The organism is Streptococcus hillyeri, from assembly GCF_041081565.1.
GTDB classification, from domain to species: domain Bacteria; phylum Bacillota; class Bacilli; order Lactobacillales; family Streptococcaceae; genus Streptococcus; species Streptococcus hillyeri.
The window spans coordinates 79,297-100,496 of the sequence record NZ_CP163513.1; the positions used below are offsets into that span (position 1 = coordinate 79,297).

A 21,200-nucleotide genomic window follows, 5' to 3' on the forward strand; every position below is an offset into this window, starting at 1 on the left:
ACAACAACAATTAGAAAGATTCTGAGATGCAAAACTATTATACACCAAAAAGTAAACATTTGACACTAACTGAACGTAGAATGATTGAACGTTGGCTTCAAGAAGGGCTCTCAAATCGTGAAATCGCTAGGAGATTAGCTAAAGCTCCTCAAACCATTCACAACGAAGTCAAACGTGGTCAGGTTAGACAACAAGTGCGTAAAGGAAAATTTGAAGTGATCTACTCAGCTGATTTCGCTCAAAAAGCCTATCAAAACAATCGTAAACGTTCTGTTAAACAGCTCTCCCTAACCAAGGGACTCAAAGAAAAGATAACTCACTACATCGAACAGAAATATTCTCCCGAGATGATGGTAAAGTCAAAAGGGATACCTGTTCCCATCTCCACCATTTACTACTGGATGCATCATGGACACTTAGGATTGACCAAGGCTGATATGCTTTATCCTCGACAAGAGAAAGCTAAGAAAAAGCATGCTAGTCCCAATTTTAAGCCAGCTGGAAAGTCTATTGAGGAACGACCAGAAAGCATTAATAAGCGTGAGAATATCGGTGATTTTGAAATTGATACGGTTATTCAAACACGGGCAAAAAACGAGTGTCTGTTGACCCTAACCGATAGAAAGAGTCGTTATCAAATCATTCGACTCATTCCCGATAAGTCCGCGTCTTCAGTCAATCAAGCTCTGAAAGCAATCCTCAAGGATTATCAAATGAACTCTATCACAGCTGATAACGGGGCTGAGTTCAGTCGTTTAGCAGAAGTTTTTGACCCTGCTCATATCTACTATGCCCACCCGTATTCTTCTTGGGAGCGTGGTACTAATGAGAATCATAATAGACTCATCCGGCGTTGGTTGCCTAAGGGAAGCAAAAATGCGACTCAACAACAAGTCGCATTTATTGAAAACTGGATTAACAACTATCCAAAGAAACTATTCAATTATAAATCTTCTATAGAGTTTTTACAGACTGCCTAACTTGAACTTGAAATTTGGCAAGGTTAAAAAATAAGCCAAAAAAATAAAAAATCGCATCAAATCTCTTGCAACAGCAGGAGATTTTTGTTAAACTATTATGGTGCTGTAAATAAACAGCTATAGCTTTGACGCAAGAGGTTGCGACACGCACGGTTGCATTGCCACGCAACGCGAGTCGGTTTTTCTTGAAGAGCTAGCCTATTATCTTAAATAGACGAAAAAGGAGAAAAAGATGGCAAACAAAAAAATCCGCATCCGCTTGAAAGCGTACGAACACCGTACACTTGACACAGCAGCTGCAAAAATCGTAGAATCTGCAACTCGCACAGGCGCAACAGTTGCTGGGCCTGTTCCACTTCCAACTGAACGTAGCCTTTATACAATCATCCGTGCGACACACAAGTATAAAGATTCTCGTGAACAATTTGAAATGCGTACACACAAACGTCTTATCGACATCATCAACCCAACTCAAAAAACAGTTGACGCTTTGATGAAACTTGATTTGCCAAGTGGTGTTAACGTAGAAATCAAACTTTAATTGATTTCGGAGCACAAAAAACGCTCGTAAAAAACTTTTTTGAGCATAAAAAACGCTCATTAAAAACTTTTTGAAAACAAAATTAAGAAAAGGAAATATTTTCTCATGACAAAAGGAATCTTAGGGAAAAAAGTGGGAATGACTCAAATCTTCACTGAAACTGGTGAATTTATCCCTGTTACTGTCATCGAAGCAACTCCAAACGTTGTTCTTCAAGTGAAAACTGTTGAAACAGATGGTTACACTGCAACTCAAGTTGGTTTCGACGACAAACGCGAAGTATTGAGTAACAAACCTGCCAAAGGCCATGTCGCAAAAGCGAACACTGCTCCTAAGCGCTTCATCCGTGAATTCAAAAACATTGAAGGCTTAGAAGTGGGAGCAGAACTTACTGTTGAACAATTTGAAGCTGGTGATGTTGTTGACGTAACTGGAACTTCAAAAGGTAAAGGTTTCCAAGGTGTTATCAAACGCCATGGTCAATCACGTGGTCCTATGGCTCACGGTTCACGTTACCACCGTCGTCCAGGTTCAATGGGACCTGTAGCACCTAACCGTGTATTCAAAGGTAAAAACCTTGCAGGACGTATGGGTGGCAACCGTGTAACAGTTCAAAACCTTGAAATTGTTCAAGTTATCCCAGAGAAAAACGTTATCCTTATCAAAGGTAACGTACCAGGTGCTAAGAAATCTCTTATCACTATCAAATCAGCAGTTAAAGCTGCTAAATAATAAGGAAAGGGGAAATCAGTTAACATGGCAAACGTAAAACTATTTGACCAAACTGGTAAAGAAGTTAGCTCAGTTGAATTAAACGACGCTATCTTCGGTATCGAACCAAACGAATCAGTTGTCTTTGATGTAGTCATCAGCCAACGTGCTAGCCTTCGCCAAGGTACTCACGCGGTTAAAAGCCGTTCAGCAGTATCAGGTGGTGGTCGCAAACCATGGCGCCAAAAAGGAACTGGACGTGCTCGTCAAGGTTCTATCCGCTCACCACAATGGCGTGGTGGTGGTGTTGTCTTCGGACCAACTCCACGTTCATACGGCTACAAACTTCCACAAAAAGTTCGTCGCCTTGCTTTGAAATCAGTTTACTCAGCAAAAGTTGCTGAAGATAAATTTGTAGCTGTTGACGCTCTTTCATTTGCAGCACCAAAAACTGCTGAATTTGCAAAAGTTCTTTCAGCTCTTAGCATTGATACAAAAGTACTTGTTCTTGTTGAAGAAGGAAACGAATTTGCAGCACTTTCTGCACGTAACCTTCCAAACGTAACTGTTGCAACTGCAACAACTGCAAGTGTTCTTGATATCGTAAACGCAGACAAACTTCTTGTAACTAAAGAAGCAATCTCTACAATCGAGGAGGTTCTTGCATAATGAATTTGTACGACGTAATCAAAAAACCTGTTATCACAGAAAAATCAATGATTGCTCTTGAAGCAGGCAAATATACTTTTGAAGTTGACACACGTGCGCACAAACTCCTTATCAAACAAGCTGTTGAAGCTGCGTTTGAAGGTGTTAAAGTTGCAAGTGTGAACACTGTAACATCAAAACCAAAACAAAAACGTGTTGGTCGTTACGTAGGTTTCACTTCAAAAACTAAAAAAGCTATCATTACACTTACAGCTGATTCTAAAGCAATCGAGTTGTTTGCAACTGAAGCTGAATAAGACAAAGGAGAAATAACGTGGGTATTAAAGTTTATAAACCAACGACAAATGGCCGTCGTAACATGACTTCTTTGGATTTCGCTGAAATCACAACAAGCACACCTGAGAAATCATTGCTTGTTTCTTTGAAGAAAAAAGCTGGTCGTAACAACAACGGTCGCATCACTGTTCGTCACCATGGTGGCGGTCACAAACGTCACTACCGTTTGATTGACTTCAAACGTAACAAAGATGGCGTTGAAGCAGTTGTTAAAACTATCGAGTACGATCCAAACCGTACAGCTAACATCGCTCTTGTACACTACACTGACGGTGTTAAAGCATACATCATCGCTCCAAAAGGTCTTGAAGTAGGTCAACGCATCGTTTCAGGTCCAGAAGCTGATATCAAAGTTGGTAACGCACTTCCACTTGCTAACATTCCAGTTGGTACAGTTGTGCACAACATTGAATTGAAGCCAGGACGTGGTGGTGAACTTGTTCGTGCGGCAGGTGCGTCTGCACAAGTACTTGGTCAAGAAGGTAAATACGTTCTTGTTCGTCTTCAATCAGGCGAAGTTCGTATGATTCTTGGTACTTGCCGTGCAACTGTTGGTACAGTTGGTAACGAACAACAATCACTTGTTAACATTGGTAAAGCAGGACGTAGCCGTTGGAAAGGTATCCGCCCAACAGTTCGTGGTTCTGTAATGAACCCTAACGATCACCCACACGGTGGTGGTGAAGGTAAAGCACCAGTTGGACGTAAAGCGCCATCTACTCCATGGGGTAAACCTGCGCTTGGTCTTAAAACTCGTAACAAGAAAGCGAAATCAGACAAACTTATCGTTCGTCGTCGCAACCAAAAATAATCAACTAGCAAGTTGATTCATCCGCCAGCTCGGTAGCCAGCGCTTGCTGGCAAGCCGTTGTGGTACAACATTTTAAAGGAGAAAAACTACTAATGGGACGTAGTCTTAAAAAAGGACCTTTCGTCGATGAGCATTTGATGAAAAAAGTTGAAGCTCAAGCAAACGACGAAAAGAAAAAAGTAATTAAAACTTGGTCACGTCGCTCAACGATTTTCCCAAGTTTCATCGGTTATACAATCGCAGTTTACGATGGACGTAAACACGTGCCTGTATACATTCAAGAGGACATGGTAGGTCACAAACTTGGTGAATTTGCACCAACTCGTACTTACAAAGGTCACGCTGCAGACGACAAGAAAACACGTCGTAAATAATTAGGAGGAACACATAATGGCAGAAATTACTTCAGCTAAAGCAATGGCTCGTACAGTGCGTGTTTCACCTCGTAAAACACGTCTTGTTCTTGATCTTATCCGTGGTAAGAAAGTTGCTGACGCAATCGCAATCTTGAAATTCATGCCAAACAAAGCTGCTACTGAAGTTGAGAAAGTTCTTAACTCAGCAATCGCTAACGCGGAAAACAACTTTGGTTTGGAAAAAGCTAACTTGGTAGTATCTGAAACATTCGCAAACGAAGGACCAACAATGAAACGTTTCCGTCCACGTGCGAAAGGTTCAGCTTCACCAATCAACAAACGCACAACTCACATCACAGTAGTTGTGTCAGAAAAATAAGGAGGTAAAATCGTGGGTCAAAAAGTACATCCAATTGGTATGCGTGTCGGAATCATCCGTGACTGGGATGCGAAATGGTATGCTGAAAAAGAATACGCGGATTACCTTCATGAAGATCTTGCAATCCGCAAATTTATTAACAAAGAGTTGGCTGACGCTTCTGTTTCTACAATCGAAATCGAACGTGCAGTAAACAAAGTTATCGTGTCACTTCACACTGCTAAACCAGGTATGGTTATCGGTAAAGGTGGATCAAACGTTGACACACTTCGTGCACAACTCAACAAATTGACTGGTAAACAAGTACACATCAACATCGTTGAAATCAAACAACCAGATCTTGATGCACACCTTGTTGGTGAGTCAATTGCGAAACAATTGGAAGCTCGTGTAGCTTTCCGTCGTGCTCAAAAACAAGCTATCCAACGTACAATGCGTGCAGGTGCTAAAGGAATCAAAACTCAAGTATCTGGTCGTTTGAACGGTGCTGATATCGCTCGTGCTGAAGGTTACTCAGAAGGAACTGTTCCACTTCACACACTTCGTGCAGATATCGACTACGCTTGGGAAGAAGCAGACACTACATACGGTAAACTTGGTGTTAAAGTATGGATCTATCGTGGTGAAGTTCTTCCAGCTCGTAAAAACACTAAAGGAGGTAAATAACAGATGTTAGTACCTAAACGTGTAAAACACCGTCGTGAATTCCGTGGAAAAATGCGCGGTGAAGCTAAAGGTGGAAAACAAGTTGACTTCGGTGAATTTGGTCTTCAAGCTACTACAAGCTCATGGATCACTAACCGCCAAATCGAAGCTGCCCGTATCGCTATGACGCGTTACATGAAACGTGGTGGTAAAGTTTGGATTAAAATCTTCCCACACAAATCATACACCGCTAAAGCTATCGGGGTACGTATGGGTTCTGGTAAAGGGGCGCCTGAAGGTTGGGTAGCACCAGTTAAACGTGGCAAAGTAATGTTTGAAGTTGCAGGCGTTTCAGAAGAAATCGCACGCGAAGCATTCCGTCTTGCTGGCCACAAATTACCAGTTAAAGTTAAATTCGTAAAACGCGACGCAGAATAAGGAGAAGACATGAAACTTGAAGAAATCAAAAAGTTTGTTGAAGAGCTTCGTGGCTTGTCTCAAGAAGAGCTTGCGAAAAAAGAAAACGAACTTAAAAAAGAACTCTTTGAACTTCGTTTCCAAGCAGCTGCAGGTCAACTTGATCAAACAGCTCGTTTGAATGAAGTTAAAAAACAAATTGCACGTGTTAAAACTGTGCAATCTGAAATCAAATAATAGATTGGGAAAGGAGAAATTCAAATATGGAACGTAATCAACGTAAAACTCTTGTTGGACGCGTAGTATCTGACAAGATGGATAAAACAATCACTGTTGTAGTTGAAACAAAACGTAACCACCCAGTCTATGGTAAACGTATCAACTATTCTAAAAAATACAAAGCTCATGATGAAAACAACGTTGCTAAAGAAGGCGATATCGTTCGTATCATGGAAACTCGTCCACTTTCAGCTACAAAACGTTTCCGTCTTGTAGAAGTTGTGGAAGAAGCTGTTATTATCTAATCACACTAAAAGGAGAATATTGGAATGATTCAACAAGAAACTCGCTTGAAAGTTGCTGATAATAGCGGTGCCCGTGAAATCCTTACTATCAAAGTACTTGGTGGTTCAGGACGTAAATTCGCTAACATCGGTGACATCATCGTTGCTTCTGTAAAACAAGCTACTCCTGGTGGAGCAGTTAAAAAAGGTGACGTGGTTAAAGCTGTTATCGTTCGTACAAAAACTGGTGCACGCCGTCCAGACGGTTCATACATCAAATTTGACGACAACGCTGCTGTAATCATCCGTGAAGACAAAAACCCTCGCGGAACTCGTATCTTCGGCCCTGTTGCACGTGAATTGCGTGACGGTGGTTTCATGAAGATCGTATCACTTGCACCAGAAGTTCTTTAATTAACACTCAAACAATTAGTCCCCTGCAGTATTTGCAGGGTGCCCTAAGGGGCGTAAGAAATATATAGGAGAAACTCTCAATGTTTGTAAAAAAAGGCGACAAAGTTCGCGTTATTGCTGGTAAGGACAAAGGCACTGAAGCTGTTGTTCTTAAAGCACTTCCAAAAGTTAACAAAGTTATCGTAGAAGGTGTTGCTATCGTTAAGAAACACCAAAAACCAAACAGCGAAACCCCTCAAGGTGCTATCGTTGAAAAAGAAGCAGCTATCCACGTGTCAAACGTACAAGTTCTTGACAAAAATGGTGTAGCTGGTCGTGTTGGTTACAAATTTGTTGACGGCAAAAAAGTTCGTTACAACAAAAAATCAGGCGAAGTGCTTGATTAATCACGAAGGAAAGGAGAAGTATAATGGCAAATCGCTTAAAAGAAAAATATCTTAAAGAAGTTGTTCCTGCGTTGACAGAACAATTCAACTACACATCAGTTATGGCTGTGCCAAAAGTTGAGAAAATCGTTCTTAACATGGGTGTTGGTGAAGCTGTATCAAACGCTAAGACTTTGGAAAAAGCTGCTGCTGAATTGGCACTTATCTCAGGTCAAAAACCACTTATCACTAAAGCTAAGAAATCAATCGCCGGCTTCCGTCTTCGTGAGGGTGTTGCGATCGGTGCAAAAGTTACCCTTCGTGGTGAGCGTATGTACGAATTCTTGGATAAATTAGTTACTGTTTCACTTCCACGTGTACGTGACTTCCACGGTGTTCCAACAAAATCATTTGACGGACGCGGAAACTACACACTAGGTGTGAAAGAGCAATTGATTTTCCCAGAAATCAACTTTGATGATGTTGATAAAGTACGTGGTCTTGATATCGTTATCGTTACAACTGCTAACACTGACGAAGAAGGACGCGCACTTCTTAAAGGCCTTGGAATGCCTTTTGCAAAATAATATAGGAGGTAAATCTAATGGCTAAAAAATCTATGATTGCTAAGAACAAACGTCCAGCGAAGTTCTCTACGCAAGCTTACACACGTTGCGAAAAATGTGGACGTCCACACTCAGTTTACCGCAAATTCAAACTTTGCCGTGTTTGCTTCCGTGAATTAGCATACAAAGGTCAAATTCCAGGTGTTACAAAAGCATCTTGGTAATTTATGATGCAAAGGACGTTAAAAAATCCGTAGGATTTTAGTCCGTGCTCAAATTGTATGATACTAAGGGCGTGACAGTCTAAGTGAAAATAGGAAATCTAACGACGAACGCTTGCGTTCTAGGCAGATTTGTCTTTTTCACACAGGCTGTAGCCTGAGTTCAAATATGATAGTGCGGATGTATTCATGCGCACATCTCGCCTTCGGGCACACATTAACTAGCAAGTGCATCCTGCAAACTACTAGTAAGAGGAGAAATATAAAATGGTTATGACTGACCCAATCGCAGACTTTCTAACACGTATTCGTAACGCTAACCAAGCACGTCACGAAGTTCTTGAAGTACCTGCATCAAAAATTAAAAAAGGTATCGCTGAAATCCTTAAACGCGAAGGTTTCGTAAAAAACATCGAAATCATCGAAGATGATAAACAAGGAATTATCCGCGTATTCTTGAAATATGGACAAAACGGTGAGCGTGTTATCACTAACTTGAAACGTGTTTCAAAACCAGGTCTTCGTGTTTACACTAAACGTGAAGATCTTCCAAAAGTTCTTAATGGACTTGGAGTTGCAATCATTTCAACATCAGAAGGTCTTTTGACAGACAAAGAAGCACGTCAAAAGAACGTTGGTGGAGAAGTGTTGGCTTACGTTTGGTAAAATAATGATACAAAGCCCGTCAAGGACAAAGCAAATTTAGGAACTCTTTGAAGTTTGCTTGCAAACAAAAAGAGTTCCTAAATTTGCACGGTTCTTAGGGCGTGTTCAAATTAGCTTTTATGCTTTGAACGGTATTTATTTATCATCGCCCCGTGAAAACTAGTCGCTCGTCGGCTTGATAATTTAACAGGAGAAAATAAAAACATGTCACGTATTGGTAATAAAGTTATCAACTTGCCAGCTGGTGTTGAAATTAAAAACGACAACGGTTTGGTAACAGTAAAAGGACCTAAAGGTGAATTGACTCGTGAATTCAACACTAACATTGAAATTCGTGTTGAAGGTACAGAAGTAACTCTTCACCGTCCAAACGACTCAAAAGAAATGAAAACAATCCACGGTACTTCACGTGCAAACTTGAACAACATGGTTGTTGGTGTTTCTGAAGGGTTCAAAAAAGAACTTGAAATGCGCGGGGTTGGTTACCGTGCTCAACTTCAAGGAACAAAACTTGTACTTTCAGTTGGTAAATCTCACCAAGATGAAGTGGAAGCTCCAGCAGGAATTACTTTCACAGTAGCAAACCCAACTTCAATCACTGTTGAAGGAATCAACAAAGAAGTTGTTGGTCAAACAGCTGCTTACATCCGTAGCCTTCGTTCACCAGAACCATATAAAGGTAAAGGTATCCGCTACGTTGGTGAATTTGTACGCCGTAAAGAAGGTAAAACTGGTAAATAATAGATTATGGCAAAGCTGGCAAGAGGTAAACTTTTGTTGGCAGTCATACTCTAGAATTTTGCTAGCGTCTTAGTAGACAAAGAAAATTTTAAGAGGTGAAAATTGTGATTTCGAAACCAGATAAAAACAAACTCCGCCAAAAACGCCACCGTCGCGTTCGCGGAAAACTCTCTGGAACTGCAGAACGCCCACGTTTGAACATTTTCCGTTCTAATACAGGCATCTACGCTCAAGTTATTGATGACGTAGCGGGTGTAACGCTCGCAAGTGCATCAACTCTTGATAAAGAAGTTTCTAAGGGAACTAAAACTGAACAAGCCGTTGTTGTCGGTAAACTCGTTGCTGAACGTGCTGCTGCTAAAGGCATCACTGAAGTCGTGTTCGACCGCGGTGGCTATCTCTATCACGGACGTGTGAAAGCTTTGGCTGACTCAGCTCGTGAAAACGGATTGAAATTCTAATAGGGAGGACACTTAATAATGGCATTTAAAGATAATGCAGTAGAACTTGAAGAGCGCTTGGTTGGTATCAACCGCGTATCGAAAACTGTAAAAGGTGGACGTCGTCTTCGTTTCGCTGCTCTTGTAGTTGTTGGTGACCGTAACGGCCGTGTTGGATTTGGTACTGGTAAAGCTCAAGAAGTTCCAGAAGCAATCCGTAAAGCTGTTGAGGCCGCTAAGAAAAACCTTATCGAAGTACCAATGGTTGGTACAACAATTCCTCACGAAGTTCGTTCAGAATTTGGTGGAGCTAAAGTATTGTTGAAACCAGCTGTAGAGGGTGCTGGAGTTGCCGCTGGTGGTGCAGTTCGTGCCGTTGTGGAATTAGCTGGTATCTCTGATATCACGTCTAAATCACTTGGTTCAAACACACCAATCAACATCGTTCGTGCAACTGTTGAAGGTTTGAAACAATTGAAACGTGCTGAAGAAGTTGCTGCACTTCGTGGCATCTCAGTTTCTGACTTGGCATAAGAAAGGAGATTAACATGGCTCAAATTAAAATTACTTTGACTAAGTCTCCAATCGGACGCAAACCAGAACAACGTAAAACTGTTGTTGCCCTTGGACTTGGTAAATTGAATTCTTCAGTTGTTAAAGAAGACAACGCAGCTATCCGTGGAATGGTTAACGCTATTTCTCACTTGGTAACTGTTGAGGAAGCTTAAAAACTTTTGAAGTCGTAGAATTTTTCTGCGACTTTAACTTGAATATATGCATAGGCGAGTTTCACCGGAGCGTCCTTTTTCACTCTGGTGGAGCGCTAGCATTATGCCCATAAAAAAGGAGAAAAAATAAATGAAACTTCATGAATTAAAACCTGCAGAAGGTTCACGTAAAGTTCGCAACCGTGTTGGTCGTGGTACATCATCTGGTAACGGTAAAACTTCAGGCCGTGGTCAAAAAGGTCAAAAAGCTCGTTCAGGCGGCGGTGTACGTCTTGGATTTGAAGGTGGACAAACACCATTGTTCCGTCGTCTTCCAAAACGTGGATTTACAAACATCAACGCTAAAGAATACGCTCTTGTTAACCTTGATCAATTAAACGTCTTTGAAGATGGTACAGAAGTAACACCAGTTGTTCTTAAAGAAGCTGGTATCGTTCGTGCTGAAAAATCAGGCGTAAAAATCCTTGGTAACGGTGAATTGACTAAGAAATTGACTGTTAAAGCAGCTAAATTCTCAAAATCTGCTGAAGCGGCGATTACTGCAAAAGGTGGTTCAGTCGAAGTCATCTAAGCGAGGTACTCGGATGTTCTTTAAATTATTAAAAGATGCGCTAAAAGTGAAACACGTTAGACGAAAAATTCTATTTACGATTTTTATCATCTTCGTTTTTCGCTTAGGAACGCATATCACAGTTCCTGGTGTAAATGTAAAGAGTCTTGAGCAATTAGGTGATCTGCCGTTCTTGAATATGTTAAATCTAGTCTCAGGGAATGCTATGAATAATTTCTCAGTATTCTCATTGGGGGTTAGTCCATACATTACTGCATCAATCGTTGTTCAATTACTACAGATGGATATTTTACCAAAGTTTGTAGAATGGGGAAAACAAGGTGAGGTTGGCCGTCGCAAGTTGAATCAAGCGACACGCTATATTTCACTTTTCTTAGCCTTTTTCCAATCAATTGGTATTACTTATGGATTTAATGCTTTGTCAAGCGTAGCACTTGTTCCAACACCAAATCCACAGACCTATATCTTGATTGGCGCGATTTTGACAACAGGTAGTGTTGTGGTAACTTGGCTCGGTGAACAGATTACAGATAAAGGATTTGGGAATGGCGTCTCAATGATTATCTTTTCAGGTATCGTTTCTGCTTTACCAAATACGATTTCAAGTATCTATGATGATTACTTTGTTAATGTTCGTTCAAGCGATTTGCAAAGTTCATACCTTTTCATTGCAGGCTTGATTGTTGCAGCACTCATTATTATCTTCTTCACAACTTTTGTTCAGCAAGCAGAGTACAAAATTCCTATTCAGTACACTAAGTTGACAAAAGGAGCCTCAACAAGCTCATACTTACCATTGAAAATTAACCCTGCTGGAGTTATTCCAGTTATCTTTGCAAGTTCGATTACAGCACTTCCAAGTACTATAATTCCATTTGTTCAAAGTCAGGGTTGGAATTTATCATGGTTATCATCAGTACAATCAGCATTTGACTATCGAACACCAGTTGGTATGGTAGTTTATGCAATCTTGATTGTCGTGTTCTCATTCTTCTATACGTTTGTTCAGGTTAATCCTGAAAAAACAGCTGAGAATTTACAAAAGAATGCTTCTTATATTCCAAAAGTTCGTCCAGGTCGAGAGACCGAGCAATACCTCACTAGTTTGCTTAAAAAATTGGCAACTTTAGGAGCTATCTTCTTAGCCTTTGTCGCTCTAAGTCCAATCTTAGCGCAACAATTGTATGGGCTATCGGCTGGTGTGGCTCTAGGAGGAACAAGTCTTCTTATCTTAATTTCAACAGCAATTGAAGGAATGAAACAGCTAGAAGGTTACTTACTGAAGAGAAAGTATGCTGGCTTTATGAACGTTGAAGATTAAGCACATTGCAAACAAAATTGAGGATAGGGATTTCCCTATTCTTCTATTTTGTTTTTAGATAAGTTTGTCACTATTGGCAAATTTATGTGAAAACAAAATAAAGTTGTCCAAAGTTAACACAAAAAGCATTCCTTATTGACCTAAGTCACTTACGCATTTGCTTTTTGTGTAAGCAAGGACAAACCTTTAAGAAACTCTAAATCACAAAAAGGAGAAACTCATGAATCTTTTGATTATGGGCTTACCGGGTGCTGGTAAAGGTACTCAGGCTGCTAAAATCGTTGAGCGTTTTGGTGTGGCGCACATTTCTACAGGAGATATGTTCCGTGCAGCAATGGCGAACCAAACTGAAATGGGGAAACTTGCTAAGTCATATATTGACAAAGGCGAGTTAGTTCCAGACGAAGTAACTAACGGTATTGTCAAAGAACGTCTTGCACAAACTGATATTGCAGAAAAAGGCTTCTTGCTTGATGGTTATCCACGTACTATTGAACAAGCGTACGCTTTGGACCAAACATTAGCAGAACTCAACATCACACTTGATGGGGTCATCAATATTGAAGTTAATCCAGATAGCCTTTTGGAACGTCTTAGTGGACGCATCATCCATAAAGTCACGGGTGAAACTTTCCATAAAGTCTTTAACCCACCAGCTGGTGATTACAACGAAGATGATTACTATCAACGTGAAGATGATAAGCCTGAAACAGTAAAACGCCGCTTGGATGTTAACATTGCTCAAGGAGAACCAATCCTTGCTCATTACCGTGAGAAAAACCTTGTTCATGATATCCAAGGCAATCAAGAAATTGATTCTGTTTTTGCTGATGTAGAGAAAGTGATTTCATCTTTAAAATAATAGATAATCTCACTTGCATATTGACTAAACTCATGATATAATAGCTTAGTCTGACTTATAATTGTTACCTCTGTGCTCAGAGGACATCAAATCGAAATTTAGGGGGTGCTTTTGCGTGGCAAAAGAAGACGTGATTGAAATTGAAGGCAAGGTTGTTGAAACAATGCCTAATGCAATGTTTACGGTTGAACTCGAGAACGGACACCAAGTTCTTGCGACTGTATCAGGAAAAATCCGTAAAAATTACATTCGTATTTTAGTCGGTGACCGTGTGACAGTTGAACTTAGTCCATACGATTTAACACGTGGACGTATCACATACCGCTTTAAATAATTCGAAATAATTGGAGGGATTAGAACATGAAGGTAAGACCATCGGTTAAACCAATTTGCGAATACTGTAAAGTTATTCGTCGTAACGGCCGTGTTATGGTTATTTGTCCAACAAATCCAAAACACAAACAACGTCAAGGATAAGATAGAAAGGAGAAAACATGGCTCGTATTGCTGGAGTTGATATTCCAAATGACAAACGCGTAGTAATCTCATTGACTTATGTCTATGGTATCGGTCTTGCGACATCTAAGAAAATCTTGGCAGCTGCTGGAATTTCAGAAGATATCCGCGTTAAAGATTTGACATCTGATCAAGAGGACGCTATCCGTCGTGAAGTGGATTCAATCAAAGTTGAAGGTGACCTTCGTCGTGAAGTAAACCTTAACATCAAACGTTTGATGGAAATCGGTTCATACCGTGGTATCCGTCACCGTCGTGGTTTGCCAGTTCGTGGACAAAACACTAAAAACAACGCTCGCACTCGTAAAGGTAAAGCTGTTGCGATTGCTGGTAAGAAAAAATAAGTAAAATAAAATAGGAGGTAAAAATCTTGGCTAAACCAACACGTAAACGTCGTGTGAAAAAGAACATCGAATCTGGTGTTGCTCACATTCACGCTACATTTAATAACACTATTGTTATGATTACAGATGTGCATGGTAATGCTCTTGCTTGGTCATCAGCTGGTGCTCTTGGATTTAAAGGTTCTCGTAAATCTACACCATTCGCTGCTCAAATGGCTGCTGAAGCTGCTGCTAAATCTGCACAAGAACACGGTCTTAAAACAGTTGAAGTTACTGTAAAAGGTCCAGGTTCAGGTCGTGAGTCTGCTATTCGTGCACTTGCTGCTGCTGGTCTTGAAGTAACTGCAATCCGCGATGTGACTCCTGTGCCACACAATGGTGCTCGTCCTCCAAAACGTCGTCGTGTGTAATCATAATAACTAATACTACACAAGATTCGTTTCGAGGGAGTAACTAAATGATTGAGTTTGAAAAACCAATAATAACAAAAATTGATGAAACAAAAGATTATGGCAAGTTTGTGATCGAACCATTAGAACGTGGTTACGGAACTACTCTTGGTAACTCTTTGCGTCGTGTACTCCTGTCATCTCTTCCAGGTGCAGCGGTAACATCTATCAAAATTGATGGTGTACTCCACGAATTTGACACAATTAAAGGTGTTCGCGAAGATGTTATGCAGATTATCCTTAACATTAAGGGACTTGCTGTAAAATCACACGTCGAAGACGAAAAAACAATTGAACTTGATGTGGTAGGACCAGCTGAAGTTACAGCAGGTGATATCTTAACAGATAGTGATGTTGAAATTGTGAACCCTGACCATTATCTTTTCACAATTGCTGAAGGTGCAACTATGAAAGCGACTATGACAGTTGCTAAAAAACGTGGTTATGTACCAGCTGAGCAAAATAAACGTGAAGATTTACCGGTTGGAACACTGGCAGTAGATTCTATCTATACACCAGTTAAAAAGGTTAATTACCAAGTTGAACCAGCTCGTGTTGGTAGCAACGATGGATTTGATAAATTAACCGTTGAAATCATGACAAACGGCACAATCATTCCTGAAGATGCCTTAGGTCTTTCAGCTCGCGTCTTAATTGAACACTTGAATCTCTTTACTGACTTAACTGAAGTAGCAAAAGCTACTGATGTGATGAAAGAAACAGAAAAAGTGTCAGATGACAAAGTGCTTGACCGTACAATTGAAGAACTTGATTTGTCAGTACGCTCATACAACTGTTTGAAACGTGCAGGAATTAATACTGTACTTGATTTGACAGAAAAAACTGAGCCTGAAATGATGAAAGTCCGTAACCTAGGACGTAAGAGTCTTGAAGAAGTCAAGGTGAAATTACAAGATTTAGGTCTTGGACTAAAAAACGATAAATAATAGAGGAGGAACACATGGCTTACCGTAAACTTGGACGCACTAGCTCACAACGTAAAGCAATGTTGCGCGATTTGACAACAGACCTTTTGATCAATGAATCAATCGTGACTACTGAAGCTCGTGCGAAAGAAATTCGTAAAACCGTTGAAAAAATGATTACTCTTGGTAAACGTGGTGATTTGCACGCACGTCGTCAAGCAGCTGCATTTGTTCGTAACGAAATTGCATCAGAAAACTATGATGAAGCAACTGATAAATACACATCAACAACTGCTCTTCAAAAACTTTTCTCAGAAATTGCACCTCGTTATGCTGAACGTAATGGTGGATACACTCGTATCCTTAAAACTGAACCACGCCGTGGTGATGCAGCCCCAATGGCTATCATCGAATTAGTATAAAATCATCAATTTTGTTGAGTGTTATGATGATGGAAGATTATCTTCTTAGTCTAGCTCTGGTCTACCGCTAGGATTTTTTCCTAGCGGGAACACTCATCATATGATGAAAAAATAACAAGTCAACGCTTGTTTACGAAATGTCTCTAGTCTTAGAAACACTTCGTAAGCAGGCGTTTTTGAGCTTTAAAATTTCTATAGTAGATGAATCCGGCTCTATAATTTCTGTAGTGGGTAAATTCCACTATGGAGATTATAGGCCTTTTTGAGCACCTAAAAAGTCCAATAAGACATATAATGAAAAGCGACCAAACAATTCATTAGAAAATATCTCACGAAGCATCTCGCGATTGCCATGTACCCATCGGAATTAAAGGTAAAAATATCCCCTTAGAGAAAGGTGCTCACCCCTATACCCAGCAATCTCATCTGTTCGTTTTCCGTCCACAAATTTTGGAATATTTTCTAATTCTGTACTTAAACAGATAATATCTTTTTGAGGATTGATGTAGATACCATCATTTGCATTAGAGTAACCGCCACGTTTTGTAAAAATTTTTTTCATCATAAAATACCTTTCATTTATAAATATAGTTTTCAGAGAGTATTGTCATAGATTAGTGCATTTTAATCACCTCTTCTTTGTTAAACAATTTGTGTCAAAAGAAAGGTAATAAACCTATGAATAAAAAAATGACTTACACATCACTTGCAGGAGTAGCATTACTAGCAGCATCATCTGTATCAGTAAAAGCTGAAGAACAGGTAACACCTGTTACAACAGAAGAAACAGTAGCAACAACTGAAGTAAAAACAATTGAAGAATTAGAACAAGCAGTTGAAACAGCAAATCAAGAAGTTGTTGAACCAACTGTTGAAAAAGAAACTGCCAAAACTGCGGAGACAGAAGTTGCAAATGCAGAAGAAGCACTCAAATCAGCAGAAGAAAAACTAACAACAGCTCCATCAGGTACAGTGACAGAAACACACAATATTACAGTACAAGACAATGAATCAACATCAGGTTATTTGACTGAAGAAGAGATTGAACAATCAGTTAAAGATGGAGAAAATCGTACAATCAGTGGTGCAGATGAAGTATCCCCATATTCTAAAAACGACATGCAACCAGCTGAAGGTAAAACGGTTATCACAACAACATTATCAGATGAACAAGTTAAAGAGCTAGAAAACAAAGGCGTAGTAACCTTCACACCTGATGCTCAAGAGACATCTAAATACTATGCACAATTCACAAATGAAGTGAGACAATTAAATGGTTTGACAGATGTTACAAAAGAAGTAGGTCATTCTGTACAAGCATATGCACAACTTCGAGCAGAAGAAAATGCAGAACGTCAACGTATGGGTCATGATACAATTTATACCTCTAAACAAAATCCTGAAATGGTAAAACGTGATATTCTACAAGGAAATCATGAAAGTGACATTTACCGATTTGGAAGTGAAAATGCACTGGAAATTGGAGTTGTCTTAGGATATTCTCCAAATTATAAAGGTGGCGGTATACAAGTTACCTCTAATGAACAATTAGCTTATATGGCAACACAAATGTGGATGTTCGATAATGGTTGGAGAAACTTTGGACATGCAATCAATGTATTAAATGACGCCAAATACGTAGGACTAGGATTTGCTATTGAAAAAGATAGTGAAAAGCCCGTATATGACGAACACAATAACGTTATTGACGGATTAAAATACGTAGTGTTACATGGTATAGCAATCACGTCAAGAGCAACGACACTAGGTAAAAATCCATTTACGCCTGTTGTCCAAGACAATTCATTTGTAGCAATCAAAGATAAAGAAACAGGACGTAAATTTGTCAATTTACCATTGTATCAATCAATTATCAGTTACGAAACAACATCAAAAACTGACACATCTACACTTGAACAAGAAGTTGCAACTGCTAAAGAAAATCTTCAAGCGGCAAAAACAAAACTCAATAACGCTAAAGTAGCATTGGAAAACGCACAAACAAAACGTGACGTTAAACAAATTCTTGCAAACAAAGCACTTAGTGATTACAATGCGTCTCTCAAAGAACTTGAAGACGCAAAAGCAACATTGACAGCATTAATTGGAAAATTGGCATCAGCTAAAGTTACCAAACATGATGCCGAACGTGAACTAAACGCTCTAAAAATCAAAGAAGCTGTTGAAAAAGGTGAAACACCGACTATTGTAGTACCTGAAAAAACTGTTGTAGAAGTGCCTAAAGAAGCCCCTGTAGCAGAAGAAAAACCTGTTGTAGAGGTTCCAAAAGAAGCTCCTGTAGCAGAAGAAAAACCTGTTGTAGAAATGCCTAAAGAAGCTCCTGTAGCAGAAGAAAAACCTGTTGTAGAGGTTCCAAAAGAAGCCCCTGTAACACCAGAAAAAACCGTTGTAGAAGTTCCTAAAGAAACCCCTGTAACACCAGAAAAACCTGTTGTAGAGGTTCCTAAAGAAACTCCTGTAGCAGAAGAAAAACCTGTTGTAGAAGTTCCTAAAACAACACCTGTTGTTGAGAAAGCAGAAACTAAAGGTTCTGTAGCAACGGTTGTAGAAGACAGTGACACAACTGCTAATACATCAAATGTACAACAAGTCACTTATTCACGAGTTGCTAAAAAAGCTAGTTTACCAGAGACAGGAGAAAAAGATTCTCTTCTAGCTTTAGCTGGTGTCAGCCTCATGGCTACCCTTGGATTAACAACATTACGAAAAGTGAAGCGATAAGAGGTGAGATTATGACCTTAGAAAAATCACTATTTAAATTAAAACAAGTACTACAACGTTATCCTAAAGAATTGAAAAATGCTGAAATTTCCATTGAAACAATTAATGAAAATAATTTAAGTGAATTAAGAACAAAAGTAAGTTCAATGCCAAATTGTGCTGAGTTGTTACAATTAATTACTAAGATAGAAAGCTTAAAAGCAGCTAATGACGAGTGTGATTTCTTTGATCCTAGTCAGTTCGAAGTTAAAAATACTGGAATTCAACGATAAGTAACTATTGCGTCAAATTATCGGGAATAGAAAATGGAGGACTGGAATACTTTTCCCAGTCCCTATTTTCGTTAATCATATTTTTAGAAAGAGAAAGGGAACAGCAACAAATCAAAGCGTAAAATTAACAAGAAGACTGATATGCTGTAAAAGATTTCTTTGAAAATACATCAACGTTGCGTTTGTATAAGAACATATGAGGATAGGTGTTGTCTTAGTATTACAGATAGGATAGCCCGACAGTTACTACTTGAATTCATAAAATAAGCCAAACTTTTTTAGAAAAAAAGAAAAAAGTTTGAAAAAGGTGTTGACAGAGTAAGGGAAGATTTGGTAAGATATATGAGTTGTCTCGCGAGGGACGCTGGCAAAGATGACTTGAAAAAACTTTAAAAAAGTAGTTGACAAGTTATTAAAGATTTGCTAGAATATAGAAGTTGTCTCTTAGGAGAAGTCCATTGAAAACTGAACAAGACGAAGCAAGTGCGGGTTATGAAAATAACCTGTCAAGAAAAACAATAAGTCAGCGATGACAAAACAGTGAGTTAAGAACTCAAACTTTTAATGAGAGTTTGATCCTGGCTCAGGACGAACGCTGGCGGCGTGCCTAATACATGCAAGTAGAACGCTGAAGTCTGGTGCTTGCACTAGACGGATGAGTTGCGAACGGGTGAGTAACGCGTAGGTAACCTACCTTATAGCGGGGGATAACTATTGGAAACGATAGCTAATACCGCATAACAGGTGTTAACACATGTTAATATCTTGAAAGGGACAACTGTCTCACTATAAGATGGACCTGCGTTGTATTAGCTAGTTGGTGAGGTAACGGCTCACCAAGGCGACGATACATAGCCGACCTGAGAGGGTGATCGGCCACACTGGGACTGAGACACGGCCCAGACTCCTACGGGAGGCAGCAGTAGGGAATCTTCGGCAATGGGGGGAACCCTGACCGAGCAACGCCGCGTGAGTGAAGAAGGTTTTCGGATCGTAAAGCTCTGTTGTAAGAGAAGAACGGGTGTTAGAGTGGAAAGTTAACACTATGACGGTATCTTACCAGAAAGGGACGGCTAACTACGTGCCAGCAGCCGCGGTAATACGTAGGTCCCGAGCGTTGTCCGGATTTATTGGGCGTAAAGCGAGCGCAGGCGGTTTCGTAAGTCTGAGGTCAAAGGCATTGGCTCAACCAATGTACGCCTTGGAAACTGCGGAACTTGAGTGCAGAAGGGGAGAGTGGAATTCCATGTGTAGCGGTGAAATGCGTAGATATATGGAGGAACACCGGTGGCGAAAGCGGCTCTCTGGTCTGTAACTGACGCTGAGGCTCGAAAGCGTGGGTAGCGAACAGGATTAGATACCCTGGTAGTCCACGCCGTAAACGATGAGTGCTAGGTGTTAGGCCCTTTCCGGGGCTTAGTGCCGCAGCTAACGCATTAAGCACTCCGCCTGGGGAGTACGACCGCAAGGTTGAAACTCAAAGGAATTGACGGGGGCCCGCACAAGCGGTGGAGCATGTGGTTTAATTCGAAGCAACGCGAAGAACCTTACCAGGTCTTGACATCCCTCTGACCGTCCTAGAGATAGGACTTCTCTTCGGAGCAGAGGTGACAGGTGGTGCATGGTTGTCGTCAGCTCGTGTCGTGAGATGTTGGGTTAAGTCCCGCAACGAGCGCAACCCCTATTGTTAGTTGCCATCATTAAGTTGGGCACTCTAGCGAGACTGCCGGTAATAAACCGGAGGAAGGTGGGGATGACGTCAAATCATCATGCCCCTTATGACCTGGGCTACACACGTGCTACAATGGTTGGTACAACGAGTGGCAAGCTGGTGACAGTAAGCAAATCTCTTAAAGCCAATCTCAGTTCGGATTGTAGGCTGCAACTCGCCTACATGAAGTCGGAATCGCTAGTAATCGCGGATCAGCACGCCGCGGTGAATACGTTCCCGGGCCTTGTACACACCGCCCGTCACACCACGAGAGTTTGTAACACCCGAAGTCGGTGAGGTAACCTTTTAGGAGCCAGCCGCCTAAGGTGGGATAGATGATTGGGGTGAAGTCGTAACAAGGTAGCCGTATCGGAAGGTGCGGCTGGATCACCTCCTTTCTAAGGAAATGGAAGCACTTGTAGCGTCTTGTTTAGTTTTGAGTGGTCTCAGGAAGAGACAGATGTGGGGCCTTAGCTCAGCTGGGAGAGCGCCTGCTTTGCACGCAGGAGGTCAGCGGTTCGATCCCGCTAGGCTCCATTAACATCGAAGAGATGTTAAGGATTGTCCATTGAAAA

Annotated in this window: 33 protein-coding genes, 1 tRNA gene and 1 rRNA gene; 34 read left to right on the top strand and 1 reads right to left on the bottom strand. The window is 40.5% G+C overall.

Annotation, left to right across the window (positions count from 1 at the left end; genetic code table 11):
* Positions 1–26 precede the first annotated feature (26 nt).
* From AB6M99_RS00400 to rplQ, 30 genes are all read left to right on the top strand, one after another.
* Complete coding sequence (locus AB6M99_RS00400; RefSeq protein ID WP_369350879.1) at positions 27–980, top strand: IS30 family transposase; 954 nt, start codon at positions 27–29, stop codon at positions 978–980.
* Between the two features lie 232 nt (positions 981–1,212).
* Positions 1,213–1,521: a 30S ribosomal protein S10 gene (rpsJ, locus tag AB6M99_RS00405; RefSeq protein WP_018368193.1), complete on the top strand. Its 309-nt coding sequence runs from the start codon at positions 1,213–1,215 to the stop codon at positions 1,519–1,521.
* Positions 1,522–1,626: 105 nt separating this feature from the next.
* Positions 1,627–2,253, top strand: a complete 627-nt coding sequence (rplC, locus tag AB6M99_RS00410; protein ID WP_121836373.1) for a 50S ribosomal protein L3 — start codon at positions 1,627–1,629, stop codon at positions 2,251–2,253.
* Positions 2,254–2,277: 24 nt separating this feature from the next.
* Positions 2,278–2,901: a 50S ribosomal protein L4 gene (rplD, locus tag AB6M99_RS00415; protein WP_369350882.1), complete on the top strand. Its 624-nt coding sequence runs from the start codon at positions 2,278–2,280 to the stop codon at positions 2,899–2,901.
* On the top strand, positions 2,901–3,197 hold the full coding sequence (locus tag AB6M99_RS00420) for a 50S ribosomal protein L23 (RefSeq protein ID WP_121836375.1): 297 nt from the start codon (positions 2,901–2,903) through the stop codon (positions 3,195–3,197). The genes rplD and AB6M99_RS00420 overlap by 1 nt, the downstream gene beginning before the upstream one ends.
* A 17-nt stretch (positions 3,198–3,214) precedes the next feature.
* Entirely contained in the window at positions 3,215–4,048 is an 834-nt protein-coding gene (gene rplB / locus AB6M99_RS00425; protein WP_121836376.1) for a 50S ribosomal protein L2, read from the top strand.
* Positions 4,049–4,140: 92 nt separating this feature from the next.
* The gene (gene rpsS / locus AB6M99_RS00430; protein ID WP_000533766.1) at positions 4,141–4,422 is read left to right on the top strand and encodes a 30S ribosomal protein S19; all 282 of its coding nucleotides are present in this window, start codon (positions 4,141–4,143) and stop codon (positions 4,420–4,422) included.
* A 16-nt stretch (positions 4,423–4,438) separates the two neighbouring features.
* Positions 4,439–4,783: a 50S ribosomal protein L22 gene (gene rplV, locus AB6M99_RS00435; protein WP_027974083.1), complete on the top strand. Its 345-nt coding sequence runs from the start codon at positions 4,439–4,441 to the stop codon at positions 4,781–4,783.
* Between the two features lie 12 nt (positions 4,784–4,795).
* A complete protein-coding gene (gene rpsC / locus AB6M99_RS00440) occupies positions 4,796–5,449 on the top strand; it encodes a 30S ribosomal protein S3 (protein ID WP_121836377.1) in 654 nt (217 codons plus the stop codon).
* 3 nt (positions 5,450–5,452) lie between these two features.
* A complete protein-coding gene (gene rplP / locus AB6M99_RS00445; protein ID WP_121836378.1) occupies positions 5,453–5,866 on the top strand; it encodes a 50S ribosomal protein L16 in 414 nt (137 codons plus the stop codon).
* A gap of 9 nt (positions 5,867–5,875) precedes the next feature.
* Positions 5,876–6,082, top strand: a complete 207-nt coding sequence (gene rpmC / locus AB6M99_RS00450) for a 50S ribosomal protein L29 (RefSeq protein ID WP_121836379.1) — start codon at positions 5,876–5,878, stop codon at positions 6,080–6,082.
* A gap of 26 nt (positions 6,083–6,108) precedes the next feature.
* Positions 6,109–6,369, top strand: a complete 261-nt coding sequence (gene rpsQ / locus AB6M99_RS00455; RefSeq protein WP_002885836.1) for a 30S ribosomal protein S17 — start codon at positions 6,109–6,111, stop codon at positions 6,367–6,369.
* Positions 6,370–6,393: 24 nt separating this feature from the next.
* On the top strand, positions 6,394–6,762 hold the full coding sequence (gene rplN / locus AB6M99_RS00460; RefSeq protein WP_018164522.1) for a 50S ribosomal protein L14: 369 nt from the start codon (positions 6,394–6,396) through the stop codon (positions 6,760–6,762).
* An 80-nt stretch (positions 6,763–6,842) separates the two neighbouring features.
* Complete coding sequence (gene rplX / locus AB6M99_RS00465; protein WP_369350899.1) at positions 6,843–7,148, top strand: 50S ribosomal protein L24; 306 nt, start codon at positions 6,843–6,845, stop codon at positions 7,146–7,148.
* 23 nt (positions 7,149–7,171) lie between these two features.
* A complete protein-coding gene (gene rplE, locus AB6M99_RS00470; RefSeq protein ID WP_121836381.1) occupies positions 7,172–7,714 on the top strand; it encodes a 50S ribosomal protein L5 in 543 nt (180 codons plus the stop codon).
* A 17-nt stretch (positions 7,715–7,731) separates the two neighbouring features.
* Positions 7,732–7,917 (top strand): type Z 30S ribosomal protein S14, encoded by a 186-nt coding sequence (locus AB6M99_RS00475; protein ID WP_001085697.1) that lies wholly within the window; start codon positions 7,732–7,734, stop codon positions 7,915–7,917.
* Positions 7,918–8,181: 264 nt separating this feature from the next.
* Complete coding sequence (rpsH, locus tag AB6M99_RS00480; protein WP_121836382.1) at positions 8,182–8,580, top strand: 30S ribosomal protein S8; 399 nt, start codon at positions 8,182–8,184, stop codon at positions 8,578–8,580.
* 204 nt (positions 8,581–8,784) lie between these two features.
* The gene (gene rplF, locus AB6M99_RS00485) at positions 8,785–9,321 is read left to right on the top strand and encodes a 50S ribosomal protein L6 (protein WP_121836383.1); all 537 of its coding nucleotides are present in this window, start codon (positions 8,785–8,787) and stop codon (positions 9,319–9,321) included.
* Positions 9,322–9,425: 104 nt separating this feature from the next.
* On the top strand, positions 9,426–9,782 hold the full coding sequence (gene rplR, locus AB6M99_RS00490) for a 50S ribosomal protein L18 (RefSeq protein ID WP_121836384.1): 357 nt from the start codon (positions 9,426–9,428) through the stop codon (positions 9,780–9,782).
* 18 nt (positions 9,783–9,800) lie between these two features.
* Positions 9,801–10,295 (top strand): 30S ribosomal protein S5, encoded by a 495-nt coding sequence (gene rpsE, locus AB6M99_RS00495; protein WP_121836385.1) that lies wholly within the window; start codon positions 9,801–9,803, stop codon positions 10,293–10,295.
* Positions 10,296–10,309: 14 nt separating this feature from the next.
* Positions 10,310–10,489 carry a 50S ribosomal protein L30 gene (rpmD, locus tag AB6M99_RS00500; protein ID WP_000057245.1) on the top strand — a complete coding sequence of 60 codons (180 nt, stop codon included), beginning with the start codon at positions 10,310–10,312 and terminating at the stop codon, positions 10,487–10,489.
* Positions 10,490–10,619: 130 nt separating this feature from the next.
* On the top strand, positions 10,620–11,060 hold the full coding sequence (gene rplO / locus AB6M99_RS00505) for a 50S ribosomal protein L15 (protein WP_121836386.1): 441 nt from the start codon (positions 10,620–10,622) through the stop codon (positions 11,058–11,060).
* A 13-nt stretch (positions 11,061–11,073) separates the two neighbouring features.
* Entirely contained in the window at positions 11,074–12,381 is a 1,308-nt protein-coding gene (gene secY / locus AB6M99_RS00510; protein ID WP_121836387.1) for a preprotein translocase subunit SecY, read from the top strand.
* Positions 12,382–12,601: 220 nt separating this feature from the next.
* The gene (locus AB6M99_RS00515) at positions 12,602–13,243 is read left to right on the top strand and encodes an adenylate kinase (protein ID WP_121836388.1); all 642 of its coding nucleotides are present in this window, start codon (positions 12,602–12,604) and stop codon (positions 13,241–13,243) included.
* 115 nt (positions 13,244–13,358) lie between these two features.
* Complete coding sequence (gene infA / locus AB6M99_RS00520) at positions 13,359–13,577, top strand: translation initiation factor IF-1 (RefSeq protein ID WP_027974096.1); 219 nt, start codon at positions 13,359–13,361, stop codon at positions 13,575–13,577.
* Between the two features lie 26 nt (positions 13,578–13,603).
* The gene (rpmJ, locus tag AB6M99_RS00525) at positions 13,604–13,720 is read left to right on the top strand and encodes a 50S ribosomal protein L36 (RefSeq protein WP_000868345.1); all 117 of its coding nucleotides are present in this window, start codon (positions 13,604–13,606) and stop codon (positions 13,718–13,720) included.
* Positions 13,721–13,737: 17 nt separating this feature from the next.
* Entirely contained in the window at positions 13,738–14,103 is a 366-nt protein-coding gene (gene rpsM / locus AB6M99_RS00530; protein ID WP_027972207.1) for a 30S ribosomal protein S13, read from the top strand.
* Positions 14,104–14,129: 26 nt separating this feature from the next.
* On the top strand, positions 14,130–14,513 hold the full coding sequence (rpsK, locus tag AB6M99_RS00535) for a 30S ribosomal protein S11 (protein ID WP_001118387.1): 384 nt from the start codon (positions 14,130–14,132) through the stop codon (positions 14,511–14,513).
* A gap of 47 nt (positions 14,514–14,560) precedes the next feature.
* The gene (locus AB6M99_RS00540; protein WP_121836389.1) at positions 14,561–15,499 is read left to right on the top strand and encodes a DNA-directed RNA polymerase subunit alpha; all 939 of its coding nucleotides are present in this window, start codon (positions 14,561–14,563) and stop codon (positions 15,497–15,499) included.
* 14 nt (positions 15,500–15,513) lie between these two features.
* A complete protein-coding gene (gene rplQ / locus AB6M99_RS00545; RefSeq protein WP_000331493.1) occupies positions 15,514–15,900 on the top strand; it encodes a 50S ribosomal protein L17 in 387 nt (128 codons plus the stop codon).
* Positions 15,901–16,267: 367 nt separating this feature from the next.
* On the opposite strand, the gene AB6M99_RS00550 is transcribed toward rplQ, so the two are convergent.
* Positions 16,268–16,465, bottom strand: coding sequence for a hypothetical protein (locus tag AB6M99_RS00550; protein ID WP_142925604.1), 198 nt, complete (start codon positions 16,463–16,465; stop codon positions 16,268–16,270).
* Between the two features lie 113 nt (positions 16,466–16,578).
* Between AB6M99_RS00550 and AB6M99_RS00555 the strand changes: the two genes are divergently transcribed.
* The 4 genes from AB6M99_RS00555 to AB6M99_RS00570 all read left to right on the top strand — a co-directional run bounded on the left by AB6M99_RS00555 (position 16,579) and on the right by AB6M99_RS00570 (position 21,162).
* A complete protein-coding gene (locus AB6M99_RS00555; protein WP_369350921.1) occupies positions 16,579–18,642 on the top strand; it encodes an LPXTG cell wall anchor domain-containing protein in 2,064 nt (687 codons plus the stop codon).
* An 11-nt stretch (positions 18,643–18,653) separates the two neighbouring features.
* Positions 18,654–18,914 carry a hypothetical protein gene (locus AB6M99_RS00560; RefSeq protein ID WP_121836392.1) on the top strand — a complete coding sequence of 87 codons (261 nt, stop codon included), beginning with the start codon at positions 18,654–18,656 and terminating at the stop codon, positions 18,912–18,914.
* Positions 18,915–19,474: 560 nt separating this feature from the next.
* Positions 19,475–21,023, top strand: a 16S ribosomal RNA gene (locus tag AB6M99_RS00565).
* Between the two features lie 66 nt (positions 21,024–21,089).
* Positions 21,090–21,162, top strand: a tRNA-Ala gene (locus AB6M99_RS00570).
* Positions 21,163–21,200 lie beyond the last annotated feature (38 nt).